This is a genomic window from Paenibacillus aquistagni, assembly GCF_900177815.1.
GTDB classification, from domain to species: Bacteria; Bacillota; Bacilli; order Paenibacillales; family Paenibacillaceae; genus Paenibacillus_B; species Paenibacillus_B aquistagni.
On record NZ_FXAZ01000002.1, the window covers coordinates 173,307 to 190,130 of the forward strand.

Annotated in this window: 15 protein-coding genes, 1 pseudogene and 1 riboswitch; of the genes and pseudogenes, 3 read left to right on the forward strand and 13 right to left on the reverse strand. The window is 45.8% G+C overall.

Annotated features, from left to right (window positions below; all coding sequences use genetic code 11):
* Nucleotides 1-110 precede the first annotated feature (110 nt).
* Nucleotides 111-779: a class D sortase gene (locus B9Y93_RS09480; RefSeq protein WP_244903352.1), complete on the forward strand. Its 669-nt coding sequence runs from the start codon at nucleotides 111-113 to the stop codon at nucleotides 777-779.
* Nucleotides 780-952: 173 nt separating this feature from the next.
* Here the strand turns inward: B9Y93_RS09480 and B9Y93_RS09485 are convergent, their stop codons facing one another.
* Nucleotides 953-1,963, reverse strand: coding sequence for a CAP-associated domain-containing protein (locus B9Y93_RS09485; protein WP_085494183.1), 1,011 nt, complete (start codon nucleotides 1,961-1,963; stop codon nucleotides 953-955).
* A gap of 117 nt (nucleotides 1,964-2,080) precedes the next feature.
* Nucleotides 2,081-2,170: riboswitch (cyclic di-GMP riboswitch) on the reverse strand.
* A 289-nt stretch (nucleotides 2,171-2,459) separates the two neighbouring features.
* Between B9Y93_RS09485 and B9Y93_RS09490 the strand changes: the two genes are divergently transcribed.
* On the forward strand, nucleotides 2,460-3,617 hold the full coding sequence (locus B9Y93_RS09490; protein WP_085494184.1) for a response regulator: 1,158 nt from the start codon (nucleotides 2,460-2,462) through the stop codon (nucleotides 3,615-3,617).
* A 72-nt stretch (nucleotides 3,618-3,689) separates the two neighbouring features.
* Here the strand turns inward: B9Y93_RS09490 and B9Y93_RS09495 are convergent, their stop codons facing one another.
* The 10 genes and pseudogenes from B9Y93_RS09495 to B9Y93_RS24205 all read right to left on the reverse strand — a co-directional run bounded on the left by B9Y93_RS09495 (nucleotide 3,690) and on the right by B9Y93_RS24205 (nucleotide 12,237).
* Nucleotides 3,690-6,647: an ATP-binding protein gene (locus B9Y93_RS09495; protein ID WP_244903353.1), complete on the reverse strand. Its 2,958-nt coding sequence runs from the start codon at nucleotides 6,645-6,647 to the stop codon at nucleotides 3,690-3,692.
* A gap of 251 nt (nucleotides 6,648-6,898) precedes the next feature.
* Nucleotides 6,899-7,486: a histidine phosphatase family protein gene (locus B9Y93_RS09500; RefSeq protein ID WP_085494185.1), complete on the reverse strand. Its 588-nt coding sequence runs from the start codon at nucleotides 7,484-7,486 to the stop codon at nucleotides 6,899-6,901.
* 2 nt (nucleotides 7,487-7,488) lie between these two features.
* A complete protein-coding gene (locus B9Y93_RS09505) occupies nucleotides 7,489-8,013 on the reverse strand; it encodes a DUF6886 family protein (protein WP_085494186.1) in 525 nt (174 codons plus the stop codon).
* 153 nt (nucleotides 8,014-8,166) lie between these two features.
* Complete coding sequence (locus tag B9Y93_RS09510; protein WP_085494187.1) at nucleotides 8,167-8,604, reverse strand: GNAT family N-acetyltransferase; 438 nt, start codon at nucleotides 8,602-8,604, stop codon at nucleotides 8,167-8,169.
* A gap of 63 nt (nucleotides 8,605-8,667) precedes the next feature.
* Nucleotides 8,668-9,309: a CPBP family intramembrane glutamic endopeptidase gene (locus B9Y93_RS09515; RefSeq protein ID WP_240968158.1), complete on the reverse strand. Its 642-nt coding sequence runs from the start codon at nucleotides 9,307-9,309 to the stop codon at nucleotides 8,668-8,670.
* A complete protein-coding gene (locus tag B9Y93_RS09520) occupies nucleotides 9,306-9,989 on the reverse strand; it encodes a dienelactone hydrolase family protein (RefSeq protein ID WP_085494188.1) in 684 nt (227 codons plus the stop codon). The genes B9Y93_RS09515 and B9Y93_RS09520 overlap by 4 nt, the downstream gene beginning before the upstream one ends.
* A gap of 11 nt (nucleotides 9,990-10,000) precedes the next feature.
* Nucleotides 10,001-10,576, reverse strand: coding sequence for an O-methyltransferase (locus B9Y93_RS09525; protein WP_085494189.1), 576 nt, complete (start codon nucleotides 10,574-10,576; stop codon nucleotides 10,001-10,003).
* 26 nt (nucleotides 10,577-10,602) lie between these two features.
* On the reverse strand, nucleotides 10,603-11,496 hold the full coding sequence (locus B9Y93_RS09530) for an alpha/beta fold hydrolase (protein WP_085494190.1): 894 nt from the start codon (nucleotides 11,494-11,496) through the stop codon (nucleotides 10,603-10,605).
* Between the two features lie 129 nt (nucleotides 11,497-11,625).
* Nucleotides 11,626-11,799, reverse strand: a pseudogene (locus B9Y93_RS09535) (antibiotic biosynthesis monooxygenase family protein); the annotation flags it as partial.
* A gap of 18 nt (nucleotides 11,800-11,817) precedes the next feature.
* Nucleotides 11,818-12,237, reverse strand: a complete 420-nt coding sequence (locus B9Y93_RS24205; protein ID WP_139829153.1) for a hypothetical protein — start codon at nucleotides 12,235-12,237, stop codon at nucleotides 11,818-11,820.
* Between the two features lie 266 nt (nucleotides 12,238-12,503).
* Here B9Y93_RS24205 and B9Y93_RS09540 point away from each other — a divergent pair, with 266 nt between their 5' ends.
* Nucleotides 12,504-14,570, forward strand: a complete 2,067-nt coding sequence (locus B9Y93_RS09540) for a hypothetical protein (RefSeq protein WP_085494191.1) — start codon at nucleotides 12,504-12,506, stop codon at nucleotides 14,568-14,570.
* Between the two features lie 958 nt (nucleotides 14,571-15,528).
* On the opposite strand, the gene B9Y93_RS09545 is transcribed toward B9Y93_RS09540, so the two are convergent.
* A complete protein-coding gene (locus B9Y93_RS09545) occupies nucleotides 15,529-15,789 on the reverse strand; it encodes a helix-turn-helix domain-containing protein (protein WP_085494192.1) in 261 nt (86 codons plus the stop codon).
* 18 nt (nucleotides 15,790-15,807) lie between these two features.
* Nucleotides 15,808-16,797: a GPP34 family phosphoprotein gene (locus B9Y93_RS09550; protein ID WP_085494193.1), complete on the reverse strand. Its 990-nt coding sequence runs from the start codon at nucleotides 16,795-16,797 to the stop codon at nucleotides 15,808-15,810.
* Nucleotides 16,798-16,824 lie beyond the last annotated feature (27 nt).

Consider the following 16,824-nt stretch of genomic DNA (forward strand, 5'->3'; position numbering starts at 1 on the left):
TAACAGGAATTATTCCCCTAAGCCATGCTTATCATGCGATCAAATGAGCATTCGTACACATATATAAGATGGCAAATAAACTCTCCACACGCTACAATAAAGGGACAACCTTGGAGTTAGGAGGTATACATATCTCAATTCACAACATACGTTCAAAGCTGCTTGGAACGGCCGCCATCTTGTTCTTGGTTATAGGCCTCGTGCTCGTTATTTATCCCAAGTGGTCTCAATATAACGAATATCAAAGAGAATTGCGGCTATTAACAGAATGGGGTGACTTTCCTGCAGCGACTGTATCAAGCCATCCCCTTACTACTTCTTCAGAGCCATCATCTCGTCCAACCAATACCTTTTCGCCAAAAATAATTGATGGACACGCTGTATACGGCACGGTTAACATTCCCAAGATTGATCTTCGAGAGCCTATGGTAGAAGGGGCAACGCAAGAATCGCTAAAGCTCGGTAGCGGCATTGTCGTACCAGACCGAATGCCTGGGGAAGTCGGGAACTTTGTGCTGGCAAGCCATCGCAGCCTGACCTTTGGCAGACACTACAACCGCTTGGATGAGCTCGAAGTTGGAGATTCCATTGATCTAGAGACATCAGATCAGATCCATACCTATACCGTTGAATCCAAGTTCATCGTCACCCCTGATGACATGTCGGTATTGGAGCAGAATGAAGAAGATTCAGAGTTGACCTTGATAACATGCGAACCGATCGATACGGCTACCCATCGACTTATCGTAAAAGCCAAAATGGAGAAAAAAACGAATTAAATCCTCTCTAACATCGTAGCAGCCAAGCTAAATAATCATGAAAAAAGGCAGCGGTCCTGTCGATATCGATTATCGACAAGACCGCTGCCTTGCTGTCATGAGATGTAGGAAGCCTATTTAGGAAAAGAAAGCTGATGCTGAAGAATATGAATTCCTATTTAACCATTCTATTCTTATCCTCTTGGCGTAAAGAAATTTTGTGTAAAGTAGGTTTCCATCTTCCCACCAAACGTTACCCCAACCCCTAATTGTGTGTAGTCACCCAAGATATTCTCTCGGTGCCCTTTGGAATTCATCCAGCCTTCATGGGCATAGATAGCGCTAGGCTGCCCGGCTGCAATGTTTTCCCCCGCTTTCATATATTTAATTTGGTCTGCTTTCATGCGGTCAAACGGGGATTTGCCATCTGGGTTCGCGTGGGCAAAGAAGTTCCTTTTGGACATGTCCACACTATGTTTTCTTGCTGTTCCAGCAATCTTGTCATTCCATTGCAGCGGCTTCTTTCCGCTGCGAACACGAACAGCATTCGTCAGATCCCACACTTGCTTCTCAAAGCTGCCCTGCAGCTCCTCGCTTGGCTCTCCGTAATAACCCATGAACGAGAGCTCTGTATTCTTCTCAATCAGTTGTATCGAGGTGGCCTTCTGCTGTTGATGGACATCATAGAATATGGTCGCGTATGCCCCGTCCACAAGATGCATACTGTAGTGATCTTTAGCGGTATTATAGTGATAGATGGTCCGGCCTTTCTTAATCTCGGTCAAAGAAGCGCCGTACGCTGCCTCCACCTCTTTTTTGGATGAGCCGAAGCCGATTCCACTCGCTGCTTGCCAATCCGCTGCATTCGTATACAGCGCAACGACCTTATCTTTGCGCACACCGACTTGAAGGTAGTGCTTGTAATCCTTATTGTAGATATACCAATCAAACCCATACTCACTAGCATCCACCCTCGCAGGCTTGCCGAGTGTATCGATAAGCTGCTGCTTGTTCATTCCAATCGATATCCCTTGAAATTGGGATGCCGCTTGTGCAGCAGACTTGACTTGCGATGCTACGCTTGTCCGATGATCAAGCTTCGCTGGCAGCGCACACGCTTGCAGGTTAGGAAGCAGTACTATAATGGCAAGCGAAGCGCTTATCACAACAGACAGTGAACGTATACTGCGTCTTGTGTTCCTCATCAACCTTCTCCCCTTCTATTACGAAATTGTCGAATGAGATGAACGTCCGGAAGCCCATGCTGATAAAAAATAAGCGCCGCCCTAGCGGCAGCGCAAATAACGCAAGATGATCGCGATTAGGGCAACCCGGCTGTCATCGCATCCTGAGATGCCTTAGACCCGTGGCTTTGCGTCCCCTGCTTTCGCTAGGGTTTGCCATTATCCAATTCTCGTAGTTAGTTATATCTATCGTATCATGTCCCTTGAATTCTGTCATGGCAATTTTATCGATCTTAAATTGAGAAATGATTGAGAGAATGATGATTAAATAGTTAGAATGTCCTACTTTTTCCTTTGTTTTAGCTGTCAAGATAAAGAAAGAGAGTTAGAATAGAAACATAGATCATGCCTATTCAACTTCCGACTGGAACATGTGAACGCTGAAGCACTGCGGGAGTTGTGCATGTTCAGATCGTTATCCTGTCTGAAGATAAGAATTGGAGGCTTACCCGAAGTGATGCGGTTACATACTTTGATTGTAGACGATGAGTGGCTAGCTTTGGAGAAAATGAAAATGCTGCTTGCAGATCAGCAGAATCCGAACCTATGCTTTGAGCAGGTGGAAGCATGCATACATCCGTCAAACGCCTTAGAACTTGCACAGCATATTCGGTTCGATGCCGCTTTTTTAGATATTGAAATGCCTGAAATCAACGGCTTAGAGCTGGCTTGGCAGCTCCTGCAGCTCCAGCCTGGGCTGCCTATTATTTTTCTAACCGCCTATCAGGAATATGCGGTGAAGGCCTTCGACATCCACGCGCTTGATTATTTGCTTAAGCCTGTGCATCCTGAGCGATTAGCGGTATCCCTTGATCGGCTTCACAGCTATATGCAAAATAAGCCGTCAAACAAGGACACGGAGCCGGCAAGTGTCATGCTGTGCTGCCTGCAGCGTTTGAATTATCACGATGCAAAGGGAGCTATTCAGCAATTTTCATGGAAAACCCAGAAGGCGCAAGAGCTGTTCGCTTATCTCCTGTACAACAAAAATAGAACCATACACAAGCAAAGCCTCATGGACCTGTTGTGGCCAAGCTACGATACGAAGCGTGCAACCGCACAGCTTCATACCGCCATCTATCATATTCGCAAGACCATTGAAAGAGCTGGACTCGATCTTAAGCTTGAATATAAAGACGAGGGTTATCGGGTAGTTGTAGGTGAGTTGACGTTTGATTTTGAGGAGTGGGAGCGTCAGGTGCGAAGCTTGCCTCAGATTGATGAAAAGAGCTTGGAGCAGCATCTTGATACGCTGCAAGCCTACACGGGGAATTTCCTCGAAGAGCATCATTACCCTTGGGCAGAATCAGAGTGGGAGCGGCTGCGGCTCCTGTGGCTGAAGCTTGCGGAAGACATTGCCGAACACTATATGGGGCAGGAACATTATACCGAAGCCCTCATTCTCAACCGAAAAATAATCGAGAGATTCCCGATAAGCGAGGAAGGTTACTTCCGACATATGCAGATTCATGCCCTGCTTCATCAGCCCCAGGAAGTGAAAAAGTACTACAACCAGCTTGAGCGTATGTGTCAAAATGAATTCGAAGACCTGCCAAGCGAGGACATTACCGCCTGGTATCGTGAATGGATGCTCCAGTTGAAGCAGGAGAGATAAATTCTGTTCGAGCATGCAGCCAAATTCAAGACAAACGAGGCTTGCTTAAAAGAAGCAAGCCCCTCTCTCATTCTATTCCGTTATAATGCTAAACGATACGGTAGTCCCCTGATGAAGTGCACTGTCAATCCGCAGCCCTTTGCCATACAATTGCTTCAAGCGGCGATCCGTATTACTCAAGCCAATTCCTTTCTGTGCATCACCATCTCCGTCAAGCAATTGAGCCGCCAGCTCTTTATCCATTCCAACACCATTATCTAAGATGTTAATGTGAAGTGCCTGCGCATCTTCTCTAATCACAATTCGTATTACTCCGCCTTGCGCCCTTTTCATAAGTCCATGACGAACAGCATTCTCTACTAATGGCTGGATGGTAAGCGGCGGCAGCAGCACTTCGGTTGAGAACTCAACGTCCCAGACAACCTCCAGTCGATCAGGGAAGCGTACCTGCTCTATGTACAAATAGGATCGAACAAGTTCCAACTCATGCTCAATTGAAACAAACTTCTCAGCATTCAATAAATCAAAGCTGTATCTCAAATATAAACTAAAAGCATCAATCATCCCATTCATCTTATCCAGGTCAATCGTACTGAGCGCTGTAATGGAATTAAGCGCATTGAATAGAAAATGAGGCTTTATCTGTGCCTGCAAATAAGCAGCCTCCATGCGCAAACGATCGTGCACAGACTGCTTCAAATCCGTCAGCGCCTGCACTCTTGATCGCAATTCCAAGGCATCGACGGGCTTCGTTACATAATCGTTGGCACCGGCCATGAAGCCAGAATGAATATCTTCGGGATTGCTGCGTGCCGTTAATAAAAGAATCGGCAGTTCTGACAGAGAGTAGCGCTTCCTGACCAAAGTTGTCATCTCGTAGCCGGACATCATGGGCATCATGACATCTGCAATGATTAGATCCCATTGTTTCTTATCTAACATCGCAATTGCTTCCGATCCACTCCAGGCTGTGTCGACAACATACTGAGCTGCAGGCAGCATATCAGCAAGCACCTTAAGATTTACATTATCATCATCGACAATTAAGATTTGACGCTTAAGCTTATGATGCATTTGATGCCGGAGAGAGATACTGCCAGAGCTGTCGTCCATCTGCTCGTTCGGCATGGAGGCAGCAACGTGAGGGGAAACAAGCCTGTTATCCTCCTGCACATCCATAGCTCTGGACAGCGGTAACGTAATTGAGAATACAGAACCTTCACCCACAGTAGATTGCACAAACAACGAACCACCATGCAATTCAACCATGTGCTTACAAATATTGAGTCCAAGACCTATTCCACCCACAGAGGCAATTCTGTTAACATCCCCTTGCTCATAAGCTCGAAACACCCTCCGCTGTAATTCTTCATCCATGCCCACCCCAGTATCTTCGACATAGATATAGGCCATCTCTTGATGAATTTCTGCGCGGACAGCAACCGTTCCCTCATCGGTAAACTTAATCGCATTGTGAACGAGATTAAACAGAATCTGAACAAGTCTTTTTTCATCTGCTTGTACGGGAGGAAATGAATCGGGAATAGCCATGATAAGTTGAATGGGCCTGCCCTTAATCATAAAGCGAAGCATATCCAGCACACCTGATGCCAAGGATTGTACACGCACCTGCTCCAGCTTCAGCAGCACCCTCCCTTCCCGAAGCTGCGTAAAGTCGAGCAGATCATTAATGATAAAGGACATCCGCTTGCCAACCGAGATGAGCATTTCTAAATTTTGAACATTCTCGCTTCGCAGTGAACCGCGTTCTTCCTCAAGGACATTTTGAGCAATATTGATTACACCATGAAGAGGTGTACGAAGCTCATGAGACGTATTGGCCAAAAACTCATCCTTCATCTTATCCGCTTGTTGCAGCTTGATCGCATCGTTTTTTGTTTGCTGCACCGTTCGCAAATATTGTCTAAACCAAAACACGGCAAATGCGATGAATGCCGCAAAAAAATCGATTGGATAGTACACATTCTCAATCAATCCTGCATTTTTCATTAATCCCCAAATCACGTTGGTCGAAAAAGCAGTAGCCACAAAAGCCAAGCTCAGCGCATCCTCATAATTGTTCATCACGGTACGGAACGTAACGACTGGAATATACAGAAATAACAAGGTATAAACAACATAGAAGGCAGGTATTGCCCATACGGAGTACTTGGCTGGAACGATTAAGACAAAGATCGCATAGAAGGTAATCACCCAAATAAAGTATCTCACAAATCTGCCTGTGGCATATTTCGGGAGAATCTCCCGAAGGCCAAGCATTAGGAACAAAGCAACCCCTAAATACGACCATTGAAACAATCGAATGAACCATTCATAGTGGAATGGAAGGAAATGAAACAGCAATCGATGATCGTCAACCAATGTAATCATGATGGCGAAGCATGCAGCTAGCCATAGATAGACTAATGACTTCTCACGCAACCCGACAACATATAAGACAATGCCGTAAATAATGTGAATCAATAGAAAAAAGCACATCAGCCATTGCATATTTGTCGATATCGTCTGCTCCGAGTTGACGGCTGCCTCGCTTCCAAACTTGATAGATTCAAGTATTCCTCCCTTTAATGTATCGTCATAGTTGGCGACGTGAACAACGAGATCGATCTCATCATTCTCTGTCGTAAAGGAGACCGTATATGGAACATTTCTGGAAATGTAATGCTCTTCAGCTATTGCGGGCTGGCCTGAATGTCCAATCCTTCTTCCGTCCACATATACTGCCGACGCAGACACAATTCCCGCCATCCGAAGCGCATAGGACTGCTGACGTTCAGCGTCGATCCGGATTCGCAAACGATAGGAAGCATATCCATTTGTACGATGGTCTTGTGGCGATAGTAGTGATGACCAGTCACTTGGCACTTGGATATAACTTCTTTCACTTCTTTGTTTTCTATATGCTTCGTCTATAGTGAGTGGATGATCCACAAGCAAGCTATTAGGATAAAACTCCCATTCCCCGTCAAGAGTAATGGAACGGTTTAACGCAAAGTCCCACTTGCTCAAGTCCAGAATTCCTTGAACAGCATGAGGATGATCAGGAGTCTTGTGATACGCTATCCATACAAAACGAATACTTGTCAGTATGAACAAAAACAATCCAGCAAGCATCATTATTTTTCGTTTCTTCATCATACATGATGGATTCGACAGGATTCGAGGAATTCCTTCGTCAACCATTCTATCCTCATGCTGGAAAATAAAGAAAGCTGATAACAGAACAATTCGTTATCAGCTTACAAGCCGCTCATTCCTATTCAGATCAAAGCAGCAGGTGAAGCCCAGATCCGTTCGACATGAATCAATTGCTTGTCTTCATAATCCAGCCTGTAGATATCAGGCATGGAGGTGCTTTTCCAAAATGCATATCCATATTGCTGGTCGTAATAGCTCAGCATGATCGCCATGATATTGCCATGCGTACCTATGGCGAAAGCTTGTCCTTGATACTGCGCCAGCAGCTCTTCAAGAATAGGGATGGAGCGCTGCTGAGCTTGTCTGGTTGTTTCCCCGCCCGCCATCGCGTAATCCCAATCTGAGAAAGATCGTTCAATGGCCTGCTCAAGCTCCTCCCATGGCGCTTTATAATCAAGACCTTTGATGGGCCTCTCTCTAAGCTCTTCATAAGCCTTCACAGGCATGCCCCGTTGATCCGCTATCGCTTGCACCGTCTGGATGGCTCTTGTATAAGAGCTTGAGACAACCGCAGCAAGTTCAACCTCCTTCAACAGCTCCGCAGCATGTTGAGCCATCCTAATGCCTTCCTCGGACAATCCCCGGGTGCGTTCTTCTCCGAACACAAAGAATGATTCTGCATGCCTGATCATATAGACATGGGTCAGCAATGTCAAACCTCCTCCCGAGGCCTGGCATGCTCGAAACGATGGATGCCAAAGTCCTGAATGGAGGATTGTAGAATCGCATCACGAAGCTGATGCAGATTCGGTGTAAAGCGCAGCTCGACATTCATGTCCATCAGCTGCTCCATAGCATTGGTGATCTTCACGGTTTCTATAGGCTCAACCGTGTCTTGTGATATGTAGTACCCCGCATAGGCATCGAACAATTCAAATGTATCCGCTGGGAGCTCATATCGATAGATCGCCGTATCACGCATTCTGTGGAACCAGTTGGTCTCTACTGTCACCACGATATCGGCATCCGTCTGCCCGAAGAAGCGAAGCTGATCTTCTTCTGTGATCCCCTCATGCTTCGTATAGACCAACCGTGGACAATTACGCGGAAAGTAAAATGTAAAGGCATGCTCTTCATCAATAGCCCATACGACAGGCGGCATATCCCTTCGATTCTCCTTTACTCTCGGATGAAAGATACGAATCTCGCTTTCTTCGCTGAAATGAAACAACCTCATGACTTGACCTCCTACTGATCAGTACTTCCGATTAGGAATACAGTCATCACCACTCTTAGCAAGATCATTATAATAAATAACCATAATGGGGTATGTTCACTGAATCTCCAGTGCATCTCACTCACCTTATCGCATGCGGGATAAGACTATCGTCTACCACAATTTCAGCTCTTTGTGCAGTATCACTTCATTTTCCAATTCATAGAAAGATTGTTCATACACTCTTCTGGCATTGTAATTATCGTTTCCTGTCAGCACTTTTATCGATTGGACCCCTTGCTTTTCCAATTCCTCCTCCAGCTTCTTAATGAGAGAGGTCCCAATGCGCTGCCCTCTTGCTTCTCTCATCACGTACATCTCGGTAATTTCGCCTTGAAGCTCGCTGTAGCAGAAGGACCGAAAATATTGGCCGCAAATGAATCCAACAGCCCTCTTCCTAAGAAAAGCGATCAGCACGATCTCTTTGGATTGCCGAAGGCTTTCTTCGATCTCAGCAGGTGAGCGCCCTACCCCATTAAACTCATCATTGAGTCGAGCCAATTCAGCTGCATCCTCAGGAGCTGCTAATCGGATAATCATATCTCGTATCATACAACGCCCTCCCTGCATTAATAGTGTCTAAGCGACTTTGGAAAAAGCCGCTTTTTAGCCAGCCTATTCCTTAAATTGCTCAGCTGCCGCACCGAACCGTCGACTATGCAAGACGCACATTGCATTAAATTGGATATGCAGCAGCAATGATGGCCATATCGATCCGGTCGCTGCTGTCATTGCTCCAAAGATCGTTCCCCCTATGAAAGCAAAGAGCATATAGATCACGCTCTGTCTGCTCAGCTTGTAGTACTGCAAATGACTGATGGCAAATAACAATGCCGTTAACAAGACTGGCATTGTTATAGGAAGCCACAGAAGTTCAATCCATTCCGTTGGAGAAAGGAGCTTAGTGAAGATCGGAAGAATTATTCCTCTAAAGAGCATTTCCTCAAGCAGAGGATATATAAACACAAAGTTGAAAATATGGAATCTTCCTACAGGACGATAGCCTGAATAGCGAGCTGCGATTATATTGAGCACAAGGATCACAACAAAGGGGAGCAGGATTGCTTCAAGCTTATGAGGGAGCGCATAAATCATATTGTCCTTGACCACAAGTGATACTGCAAGAAGGATAACTCCCCATACATATAGGCTGTAACCGGCGTAGTCTCTCAGCCATTTATTGTTAAAACATCGATAAATCAGCATATAAGAGAAGCTTAGTAAAAGAATAATCAGCAACGAACTCACAGCACTCATGACTTACATGCCTCATCAGACCTTTTTACTCTCATCTTGTTGTGCTGTTGGATAGGCGTGATATTGACACTGGATTCGATCTTGCTAGACTCAATAACTTCTTCTAAAAAGGCAAAGCTGCGTGCTAAGCCGTAATCATATTGCGCTTGATCAAAATGACGGCCGTAAGGATTCATATAACCATGATTCGAATCAATCCATTCAAGATGCGTATTCGGCTTGCCTCGAAGAGCTGGCTCTAGAGCGGAGACTTGAAATGACTTCTCCCCTTGAGAGAAAAATAGAAGCGTGGGACAGCTTGGGTTAATCTCTACTGCGTCTCTGATCCTTGATCCATAGAACCCAATGATCGCGTCTACTTCAAATGTGCTGCACAGCCACGCTGTTGTAGCGCCAACGCTAAAGCCAATGAGGACAATATGCTCATACTTCTCCCGATTCGCTCGTATTACAGATTGGATATCATCCACAGCTCGCAAAAAACCGATATGTTTCATAAAGTAATGGTACGCCTGATCTTCTTCCATATAAGAAAAGGCTGCCCGATTAAGCAGATTAGGAATGATGACTTCCACCCCTCTAGCCCTCAGCAGGTCGCCTATATGCTGGATATGGTCATTGACCCCGTAGATTTCATGAATGAGTATGATCAACGTCTGCTTAGAGTCTTTGTTCACCATCCAACCTCCGATTATATTCTTGTCAGTATCATCAAGCCTGTCGACCAATCCAGCTTGATTCGATGAAAGCCATCTCGCTGATCTAAATACTCAATTAAGGCATGTACCTTGTCCCCATGCCCTTCTGGCCAATTCGGCTGAGGATTCAGGTCATCGATGATATACAACCCATTCGGCTTCAGCATGGATAGTGTTTCCTCCAGCAAATTGAACTTCCCTGGCCACGTATCGGCAAAAATAACATCGTAGCGTTGTGCAAGCTGCTGCTCAATAAACACGGCTCCATCACACACATGAAACGCTACCCGCTCGTCCTGAATGGTCGATCTTGCAATCGCCACAAGCTCTTCATCGTACTCAACGGTTGTCAATGTGGAGGCTTGATCCATGCCTTCTAGAATCCAAGCTGTGGAATAGCCTGCTCCTGTACCGAGCTCCAAGATTCGAGCATGCGGCTTAGACGCAATCAGCCCTCGCAGTAGTTGGCCCGTCAGATTATCACAGGACATCGTAAATCCTCTGGCTTCCGCTTTTGCCTTAACCTCCCTCGCTAGTGGAGGGATATTCATGTTATGTTGATCATCCATACGATATCACCTCTTGATTCTATTGTTCATGTTCGAGCCAAGAACTGCCCGATGCGCTTATTTACATATTCAGGATTCTCCAGATTAAGAAGATGTCCGACGCCTGCGATCATCTCCACATCCCATTCAGCCCCCAGCGTTCCTGCTCGCTTAAAAGCCTGCTGCCCATCACTAATCACCTCTTGATCGCCAAGCAGCAGTAGGATAGGCATCGTAAGCTGCTTGAGTTCTTCGTCTGTATAGACGCTTGGAGGAACCTTAAGCGACATCGAGCCATAACGAAAGGCGGCATGGAATTGATCGACCAAGGCCTTGTTTAAATCATGCTGTGACAGCCAGCGAATAAAGCGCATCACATTCCATTTCATCGGAACAGCAGCCATAGAGATGATTCGCGTAATAAAAGCTTGATGAAGAGGGACAAAGGAAGCGGCCGGACTCACGAGAAACAGCTTCTCTATCTTTTCAGGAGCATGCATGCCGTAATTCATCGCTAAGAAGCCGCCATAGGAGATTCCGCCCAAGCAGCATTTTTCTACCTGAAGACGATCCAAAACCTCGTCGAGCCAGATTCTGCAATCTTCTCTTGATGCAGGAAGAGTCTCGGGTACGCTTTTATTGAGATCCCCGATGTAATCGACTGCATATACACGGTGAGAATGCGCAAGCACTTCAATATTGGGCTGCCAGATGGTCGAGCTGAAGCCCATCGCATGAAGCACAACAAGCGGCTTTCCTTCTATTGGACCACAAGAGATCACATGTGTCGCCCCAAAACGTGTTGGCACATAAGATGAGGCGTACGGAATCTTCCATTGATCGAGACTTTTCTCATATGCAGCATGATACTTTCCAGCTTTAACTGAGGTCTTGAAGTGCAATGATTGGCTTGCAGCCGCTTGGGTTTCCATGTTCATCATTCATAGCCCCCTGGTTGGTATACGATTACACTCTTACACTCATACATACAATCTAACGATGACCGCCGACACGGCTTCGGCTTATCCTAGATCTAGATACATCTATCTTGCTAGTGTTCCATGTCTCGGTTATTGCTCGTGCTGCAAGCTCACATCCTCATAATGCTCTACAATGGGAAAAGGATCATAAAAATGGTGGAGCAGTGCCTTCCACTCTTTATATTGCTCGGACTCTCTGAATCCGACCGTATGGTCCTCCAAGCTCTCCCATGAGACAAGCAGCAAATATTGATTGGCCTGCTCCCTTTTATGAACTGCAGATTATAACGATTCAAGTTTTTGATCAAAAAAATGCTTCAAGTTCTCTTGCTCAATGACGTACTTCACCATGGCATGCTGCTCATCGAAGCCCTTACGCGTCATTATAATGTGCTGCCCATTGTATTGAAGGAGGAGCTCCCTCTTATTATCCAGCTTTATAAGAATGCCTGCCTTAATATGGTTAAACCCCTGCTGAATCTCCATTATTTGCGAATCTGGCACTGTGTTGATCCATTCAACAATGGAAGACAGATCTGCATCTGTAAGCTCAGCATCTTCAAAGTGGACTTTCACCATATCTCCGATGCGCGTCTGAACGCTTTTACTCATTCTCGTCTCGATAATCTCGTCTTGTACGAGCAGCCAATTCGGGCTTGTATGTTCAGTCGAGCTGCCAGGAGCATCAGAGGATGAAGCCATGATGAAAGAGATCACGCCGACAAGAATAAGTACACTAATAATCACAATTAAGATGAACCGTATGCCTTTAATCGTTGATCCCTCCTTTCCTTAAACATACCATATTATGGCTGTCATTCCATCCCTAAAATGATCGATTATTCGTTGCAAGCACCTAATTACACTTGTAATATAGCTATAAGATGAAATGATTTCCTGCTCATTATCCTTTCTAGCTGCATCAACGAATCCTGAACACTCCAACTCACTCATATAGGAGTTAATCGATGACATCTACCCACCGTCTTACACGGCCGAATCAAACAAAACCCTTTATCGGGCGCACAATGGAATTGAACATATTCGAGGAATGGCTCCATCACCCGGAAGCACCCTTGAGAATCTTTCATCTGTCCGGCATGGGCGGCATCGGAAAGAGCACGTTAATGAATGAGATGATCTCGATTGCCAAGCAGCATCGAACCATTCCTATCTGGCTAGATGGGCGCTCTTGTATGCAGACTCCAGTCGGATTCCTTGACTATATTGGTTCTACACTTCGTCTGGAGCTATGGAATCAAGAACCGTCCCATCCTCTAGAGCCGCTCTTTTCCGCCCATAACGAACAAAGGTTTCTACTTTGCATTGATAATTATGAGCATCTTTCCTTGCTCGAAGGATGGCTTATTCATGTCTTTTTTCCTAAACTGCCTTCAGTTGGAGTTGCTATTGTTCTCGCATCAAGAGGAGGACTCTCATCCATATGGAAGACAGATCGAATATGGGCTTCGCATCTTGTAGAACTGGAGCTCGCTCATTTCACGACAGAGGAAACCTGCGATTATATCATCTCTCGTGTCGGTGCCATTCATGAGGAATGGATAAGAGAACTTACGCGGGCCTCCAATGGCCATCCTTTAGCCTTGGCATTGGCTGTGGAAGAGATGATCAAGCATAATGCATTATCGCCTTCTGACAAAATGATCGTATCTCAGTCCATCAGTGCCCATTTGCTTAGAGAACTCACTACCTCTGAGCTTGAGCCCTTGATTGATGCCTTGCTTGTGCTGCTGCATGCCAATCAAGAGCTGCTGTCCTTATTTCTTGAACAAGAGGTCAGCAAAGAGCAATATCGTACCCTGCAAGACATGTCCTTCATCAAAAACGGACCCGAGGGACTGGCACTTCACGATCTTGCTCGCATGCATCTGATCCAGGATTTTAAGCTGAGAGAGCCACAGCGGCTCCAAACACTGCGTGGAAGAGCCGTCTCGATACTGCATCAGGCGTTCACCAAAGCTGAGCGATCGAAGCGAAGAGAGCTTGCAGCCAGAATACTCATTCTGTGCAAGGATGCGCTGCAATTCGATCGCATGTATGCTGATCTCACATTCGAGCCGCTGTTAAGCTCTGCAGAAGCGATGGATACGGCGGACCTGCCTGTCCTGCACCGCATCTTAGAGCAATGGTGCGAGTACAGCATCGATGCATGGCAATCCAAGCTGTATCATCAATTTCTAGACGATTTGGCTATCCACTCACCTGAAAGCATCGTCGTCATTCGAGATTCTACTGGCCAAGCCATCGCGATGTTTATTAATGTCTTATTGTACGATCAAACCAGCCTGCTGTTGAAAAAGTATTTTGCGGACGAGCTTGCGGAATGCTGCAGCACAGAAGAACTTTCCTGCAATCCCGATCAGGCAGACACCTACTACGCCGTATTAGGCGCTGCCGTGAAGGATTATTCGATGCTTAGTCGTGAAGAGCTCGTAGGACTGCTCACCTTGGATCGCTTGTCCTTGCTCGGAGATGGAGCAAGAGCTGTGCTGGTCGCTACAAATCCCGATCTAAAGCGCCTTCTCCAGCAGCTGGGCTTCAAGCTTCGTCCAACACGTACTAGAAAGTGCGATACTTCCTACGCTAGAGCCGATGTGCTTGAGCTTGACCTTCGCAATGATGGATTCGGAGAATGGATCACGTCCTTTTTCCCTGAGATTATGAAGCAGCAGGCTGTAAATGCAGTTGTGCCGCATCCTCTAAGCATCAGCGAGGTTCGCAAGCTATTCACCTCTTTGTATAGACCAGCAGAATTAATCCGTTTCTTACCTTTCTTTTCCGCCATGAAGGAACCATCTGAGCTCCAGAAATATCTTCTTTCCTTGTTACAGCATGATGCCCTAGGTCTATCTGAACAGGATAGGCTCATTCTTAAATGCACCTATTGTGTTCATCCAGGCAATGCCGTAGCTGCTGCTACTGACTGTAACATGAGTCGAGCTACCTATTACCGCCATTTGCAAAAGGCATTATCGAATGTCACCGTGCTCTTACAGGGACTAGCTGTTCCGTGATATGGACAAATTAGTTGTGCTCTCATCCAGATATAGCTAAATGAATAGTGTTCTAAAATCTATATAAAAAAGCGACCTTGTCTTAAAAGGTCGCTCTAAGATAGAATTTGCTATTACGATCAGGTGTCTAGCAAATACATCATTGGGTTATTTCAGCTTCATTGCACTCAATAGGGCAATCGCTGCGTCAGCAACATTTGCGCTGTTGTAAGAAGCCAAACGATTGCCTTCACGAGGTTCAACCAAGTTCTTCTCTGCAGCAGCTGCTGCATAACCCTATAGCCAGCTTGGCACATGCACATCATCACTCAACGTTGTGTAGTGGAGACTATCTCATCCACGGAAAAGCGTTGTGCGCGGACTAACATCAACATCAACTGCTATTACTGTTGGATATTCAATAATTTTCAGAATAGCTGCTTTACTTCCGAATCATATTGCCCTGCTGCGGATACTGCCCCCGCAGACATAGCCGTGACTGTAGCAGCTATTGCTGCTACTGTCCAGATTTTACGCTTCATTCTCCCACTCTCCTTTTCCTTTCATCTTGATTTTACACAGGAATAATTTACCACAATTAATCCTTCATTATTATATCATGAGACACTTATGGCAATTCTCAAATTTGTCTCATTTTTCGACAAATACGATTCTTAATAGGAGTCCGCTTCCCTAGGCATTCGATAAATCGCTAATACAAAGTCGGATGCAGATGATTGGATTGAAAAAAATGGATGCGTATGTTTTTTTACTTGATTCCGGCAGAAGGGACAGTCGTTCACCTCAAGGCTAAAGAACGAATCAACGTCAGGCTGCACAATCTTCATTCTTTTCCGTTCACCCCTCCCTCCTACTATTTGAATACAAGCCTATGCCGTTACATACCAAAAGCCCACCATAGATTTGCAATCTTGGTGGGCTCGTCAGCTTAAGCTATGACAATACTTCTATAGGCTGCTTAGTTTGCACGCAGCTCTTCTTTGATCTGAGGGATCGACAGGCCTTGAGCCTTCCATTCCTTTATTTGCTGAATCCGTGCAACCGTCTCTTCCCGCTTATATCTGCGAGTCAGATTCTGTTCCTCCTGCTCGTAGGGCAGCATGCCTTCCTCCGTATAATGCTTTAATGTGCTATATCGCGATTCCGTCAGCCGTACCAACTCTCCGATTGAGACATAGTCAGAGGCTAATATCGCCTCCATTGATCGTTGTCTAGACATAATAACCACCCGACTCCTTTAAAATGGACACTTCGGGATAAGACGCACACCATGAATCGGCACTCTTCCATACACGGCATGCGGAACCGCATCATAAATGACATTATCGACTTTGATGATCGGAACATCACCGTCCTTTAATACGTTTACGATGTGACCCTTGGATTCTAATCGCGTCCTAACATCATGCAGCCTTGCTGTCGGATTAGGAAACATCTTCTCCGTGTCGATAAAGATGGCTTGCGATCGCTCAAGCACAGGAAACACAAAGTTCAACCCGGAGCCGACGGGCGTCTTAATCGCTTTTTTCTTCATTCTAAAATACTGCTTGATCCCAAGCTCCATACCACGACGGATTTGTGTGGCATACAAGACTTGAGCCAAAGCATTTCCTTTATATAAAGCAATCATCTTAGCGCTTACCTGCTCCATCTCATTGCGAGAAAAGAAATCAAGCAGACAGCCGCTTTCCCGCAGCAGCCACAGCATCGCCACCGTCTCATCTGCCGCTTCGCCATCCTCCAGAATATCAGCGCGTAGAAATTCTGTAATGCTTGTGTAATACTTCGGATGGGTACGATATTCCTTGATGGATACACCCGCTGTGTGAAAGTATAAGTCACTCCCCAGTATGTGCGGGATCTCCTCTAGAATGCCTTCATTCCTCAACGATTGGGCTACAGCCGACTCGAGCTTCTTCAACGTACTTGCCGGCAGCGAGGAGGCTCTGCGCAGCCAATTGCGCAGGTCGCCAATGGATTCATTCTTTCTTGCTAGCGACTTCACGATCACATCACGATAAGGGAGACTGCGAGACTGATCCAGCACCTCTTGCGATAGAGTCAATTGTGTCTGAGAATGGGTAAAACCATTTTCCATATATAACTCAACAATAACCGCAGCCGCCATGCAGCGAAGCGCCACCTTCTTGGGAACTGTCATCTCTAGGCTTCTTTGTCCATTTAAGGCGATCAGGGAGAAGCTTTGCGTTAGCGTAAGGTCCATCATGCTTGACCACTCCTTCAGTAAATTCGT

What these genes read in the sequence shown, in the direction of transcription:
- B9Y93_RS09485 (WP_085494183.1), bottom strand. Translation starts at nt 1,963, where the DNA reads ATGAGGAACACAAGACGCAGTATACGTTCACTGTCTGTTGTGATAAGC.
- B9Y93_RS09490 (WP_085494184.1), top strand. Translation starts at nt 2,460, where the DNA reads ATGCGGTTACATACTTTGATTGTAGACGATGAGTGGCTAGCTTTGGAG.
- B9Y93_RS09505 (WP_085494186.1), bottom strand. Translation starts at nt 8,013, where the DNA reads ATGAGGTTGTTTCATTTCAGCGAAGAAAGCGAGATTCGTATCTTTCAT.
- B9Y93_RS09510 (WP_085494187.1), bottom strand. Translation starts at nt 8,604, where the DNA reads ATGATACGAGATATGATTATCCGATTAGCAGCTCCTGAGGATGCAGCT.
- B9Y93_RS09515 (WP_240968158.1), bottom strand. Translation starts at nt 9,309, where the DNA reads ATGAGTGCTGTGAGTTCGTTGCTGATTATTCTTTTACTAAGCTTCTCT.
- B9Y93_RS09520 (WP_085494188.1), bottom strand. Translation starts at nt 9,989, where the DNA reads ATGGTGAACAAAGACTCTAAGCAGACGTTGATCATACTCATTCATGAA.
- B9Y93_RS09525 (WP_085494189.1), bottom strand. Translation starts at nt 10,576, where the DNA reads ATGGATGATCAACATAACATGAATATCCCTCCACTAGCGAGGGAGGTT.
- B9Y93_RS09530 (WP_085494190.1), bottom strand. Translation starts at nt 11,496, where the DNA reads ATGATGAACATGGAAACCCAAGCGGCTGCAAGCCAATCATTGCACTTC.
- B9Y93_RS24205 (WP_139829153.1), bottom strand. Translation starts at nt 12,237, where the DNA reads ATGGCTTCATCCTCTGATGCTCCTGGCAGCTCGACTGAACATACAAGC.
- B9Y93_RS09540 (WP_085494191.1), top strand. Translation starts at nt 12,504, where the DNA reads ATGACATCTACCCACCGTCTTACACGGCCGAATCAAACAAAACCCTTT.
- B9Y93_RS09545 (WP_085494192.1), bottom strand. Translation starts at nt 15,789, where the DNA reads ATGTCTAGACAACGATCAATGGAGGCGATATTAGCCTCTGACTATGTC.
- B9Y93_RS09550 (WP_085494193.1), bottom strand. Translation starts at nt 16,797, where the DNA reads ATGATGGACCTTACGCTAACGCAAAGCTTCTCCCTGATCGCCTTAAAT.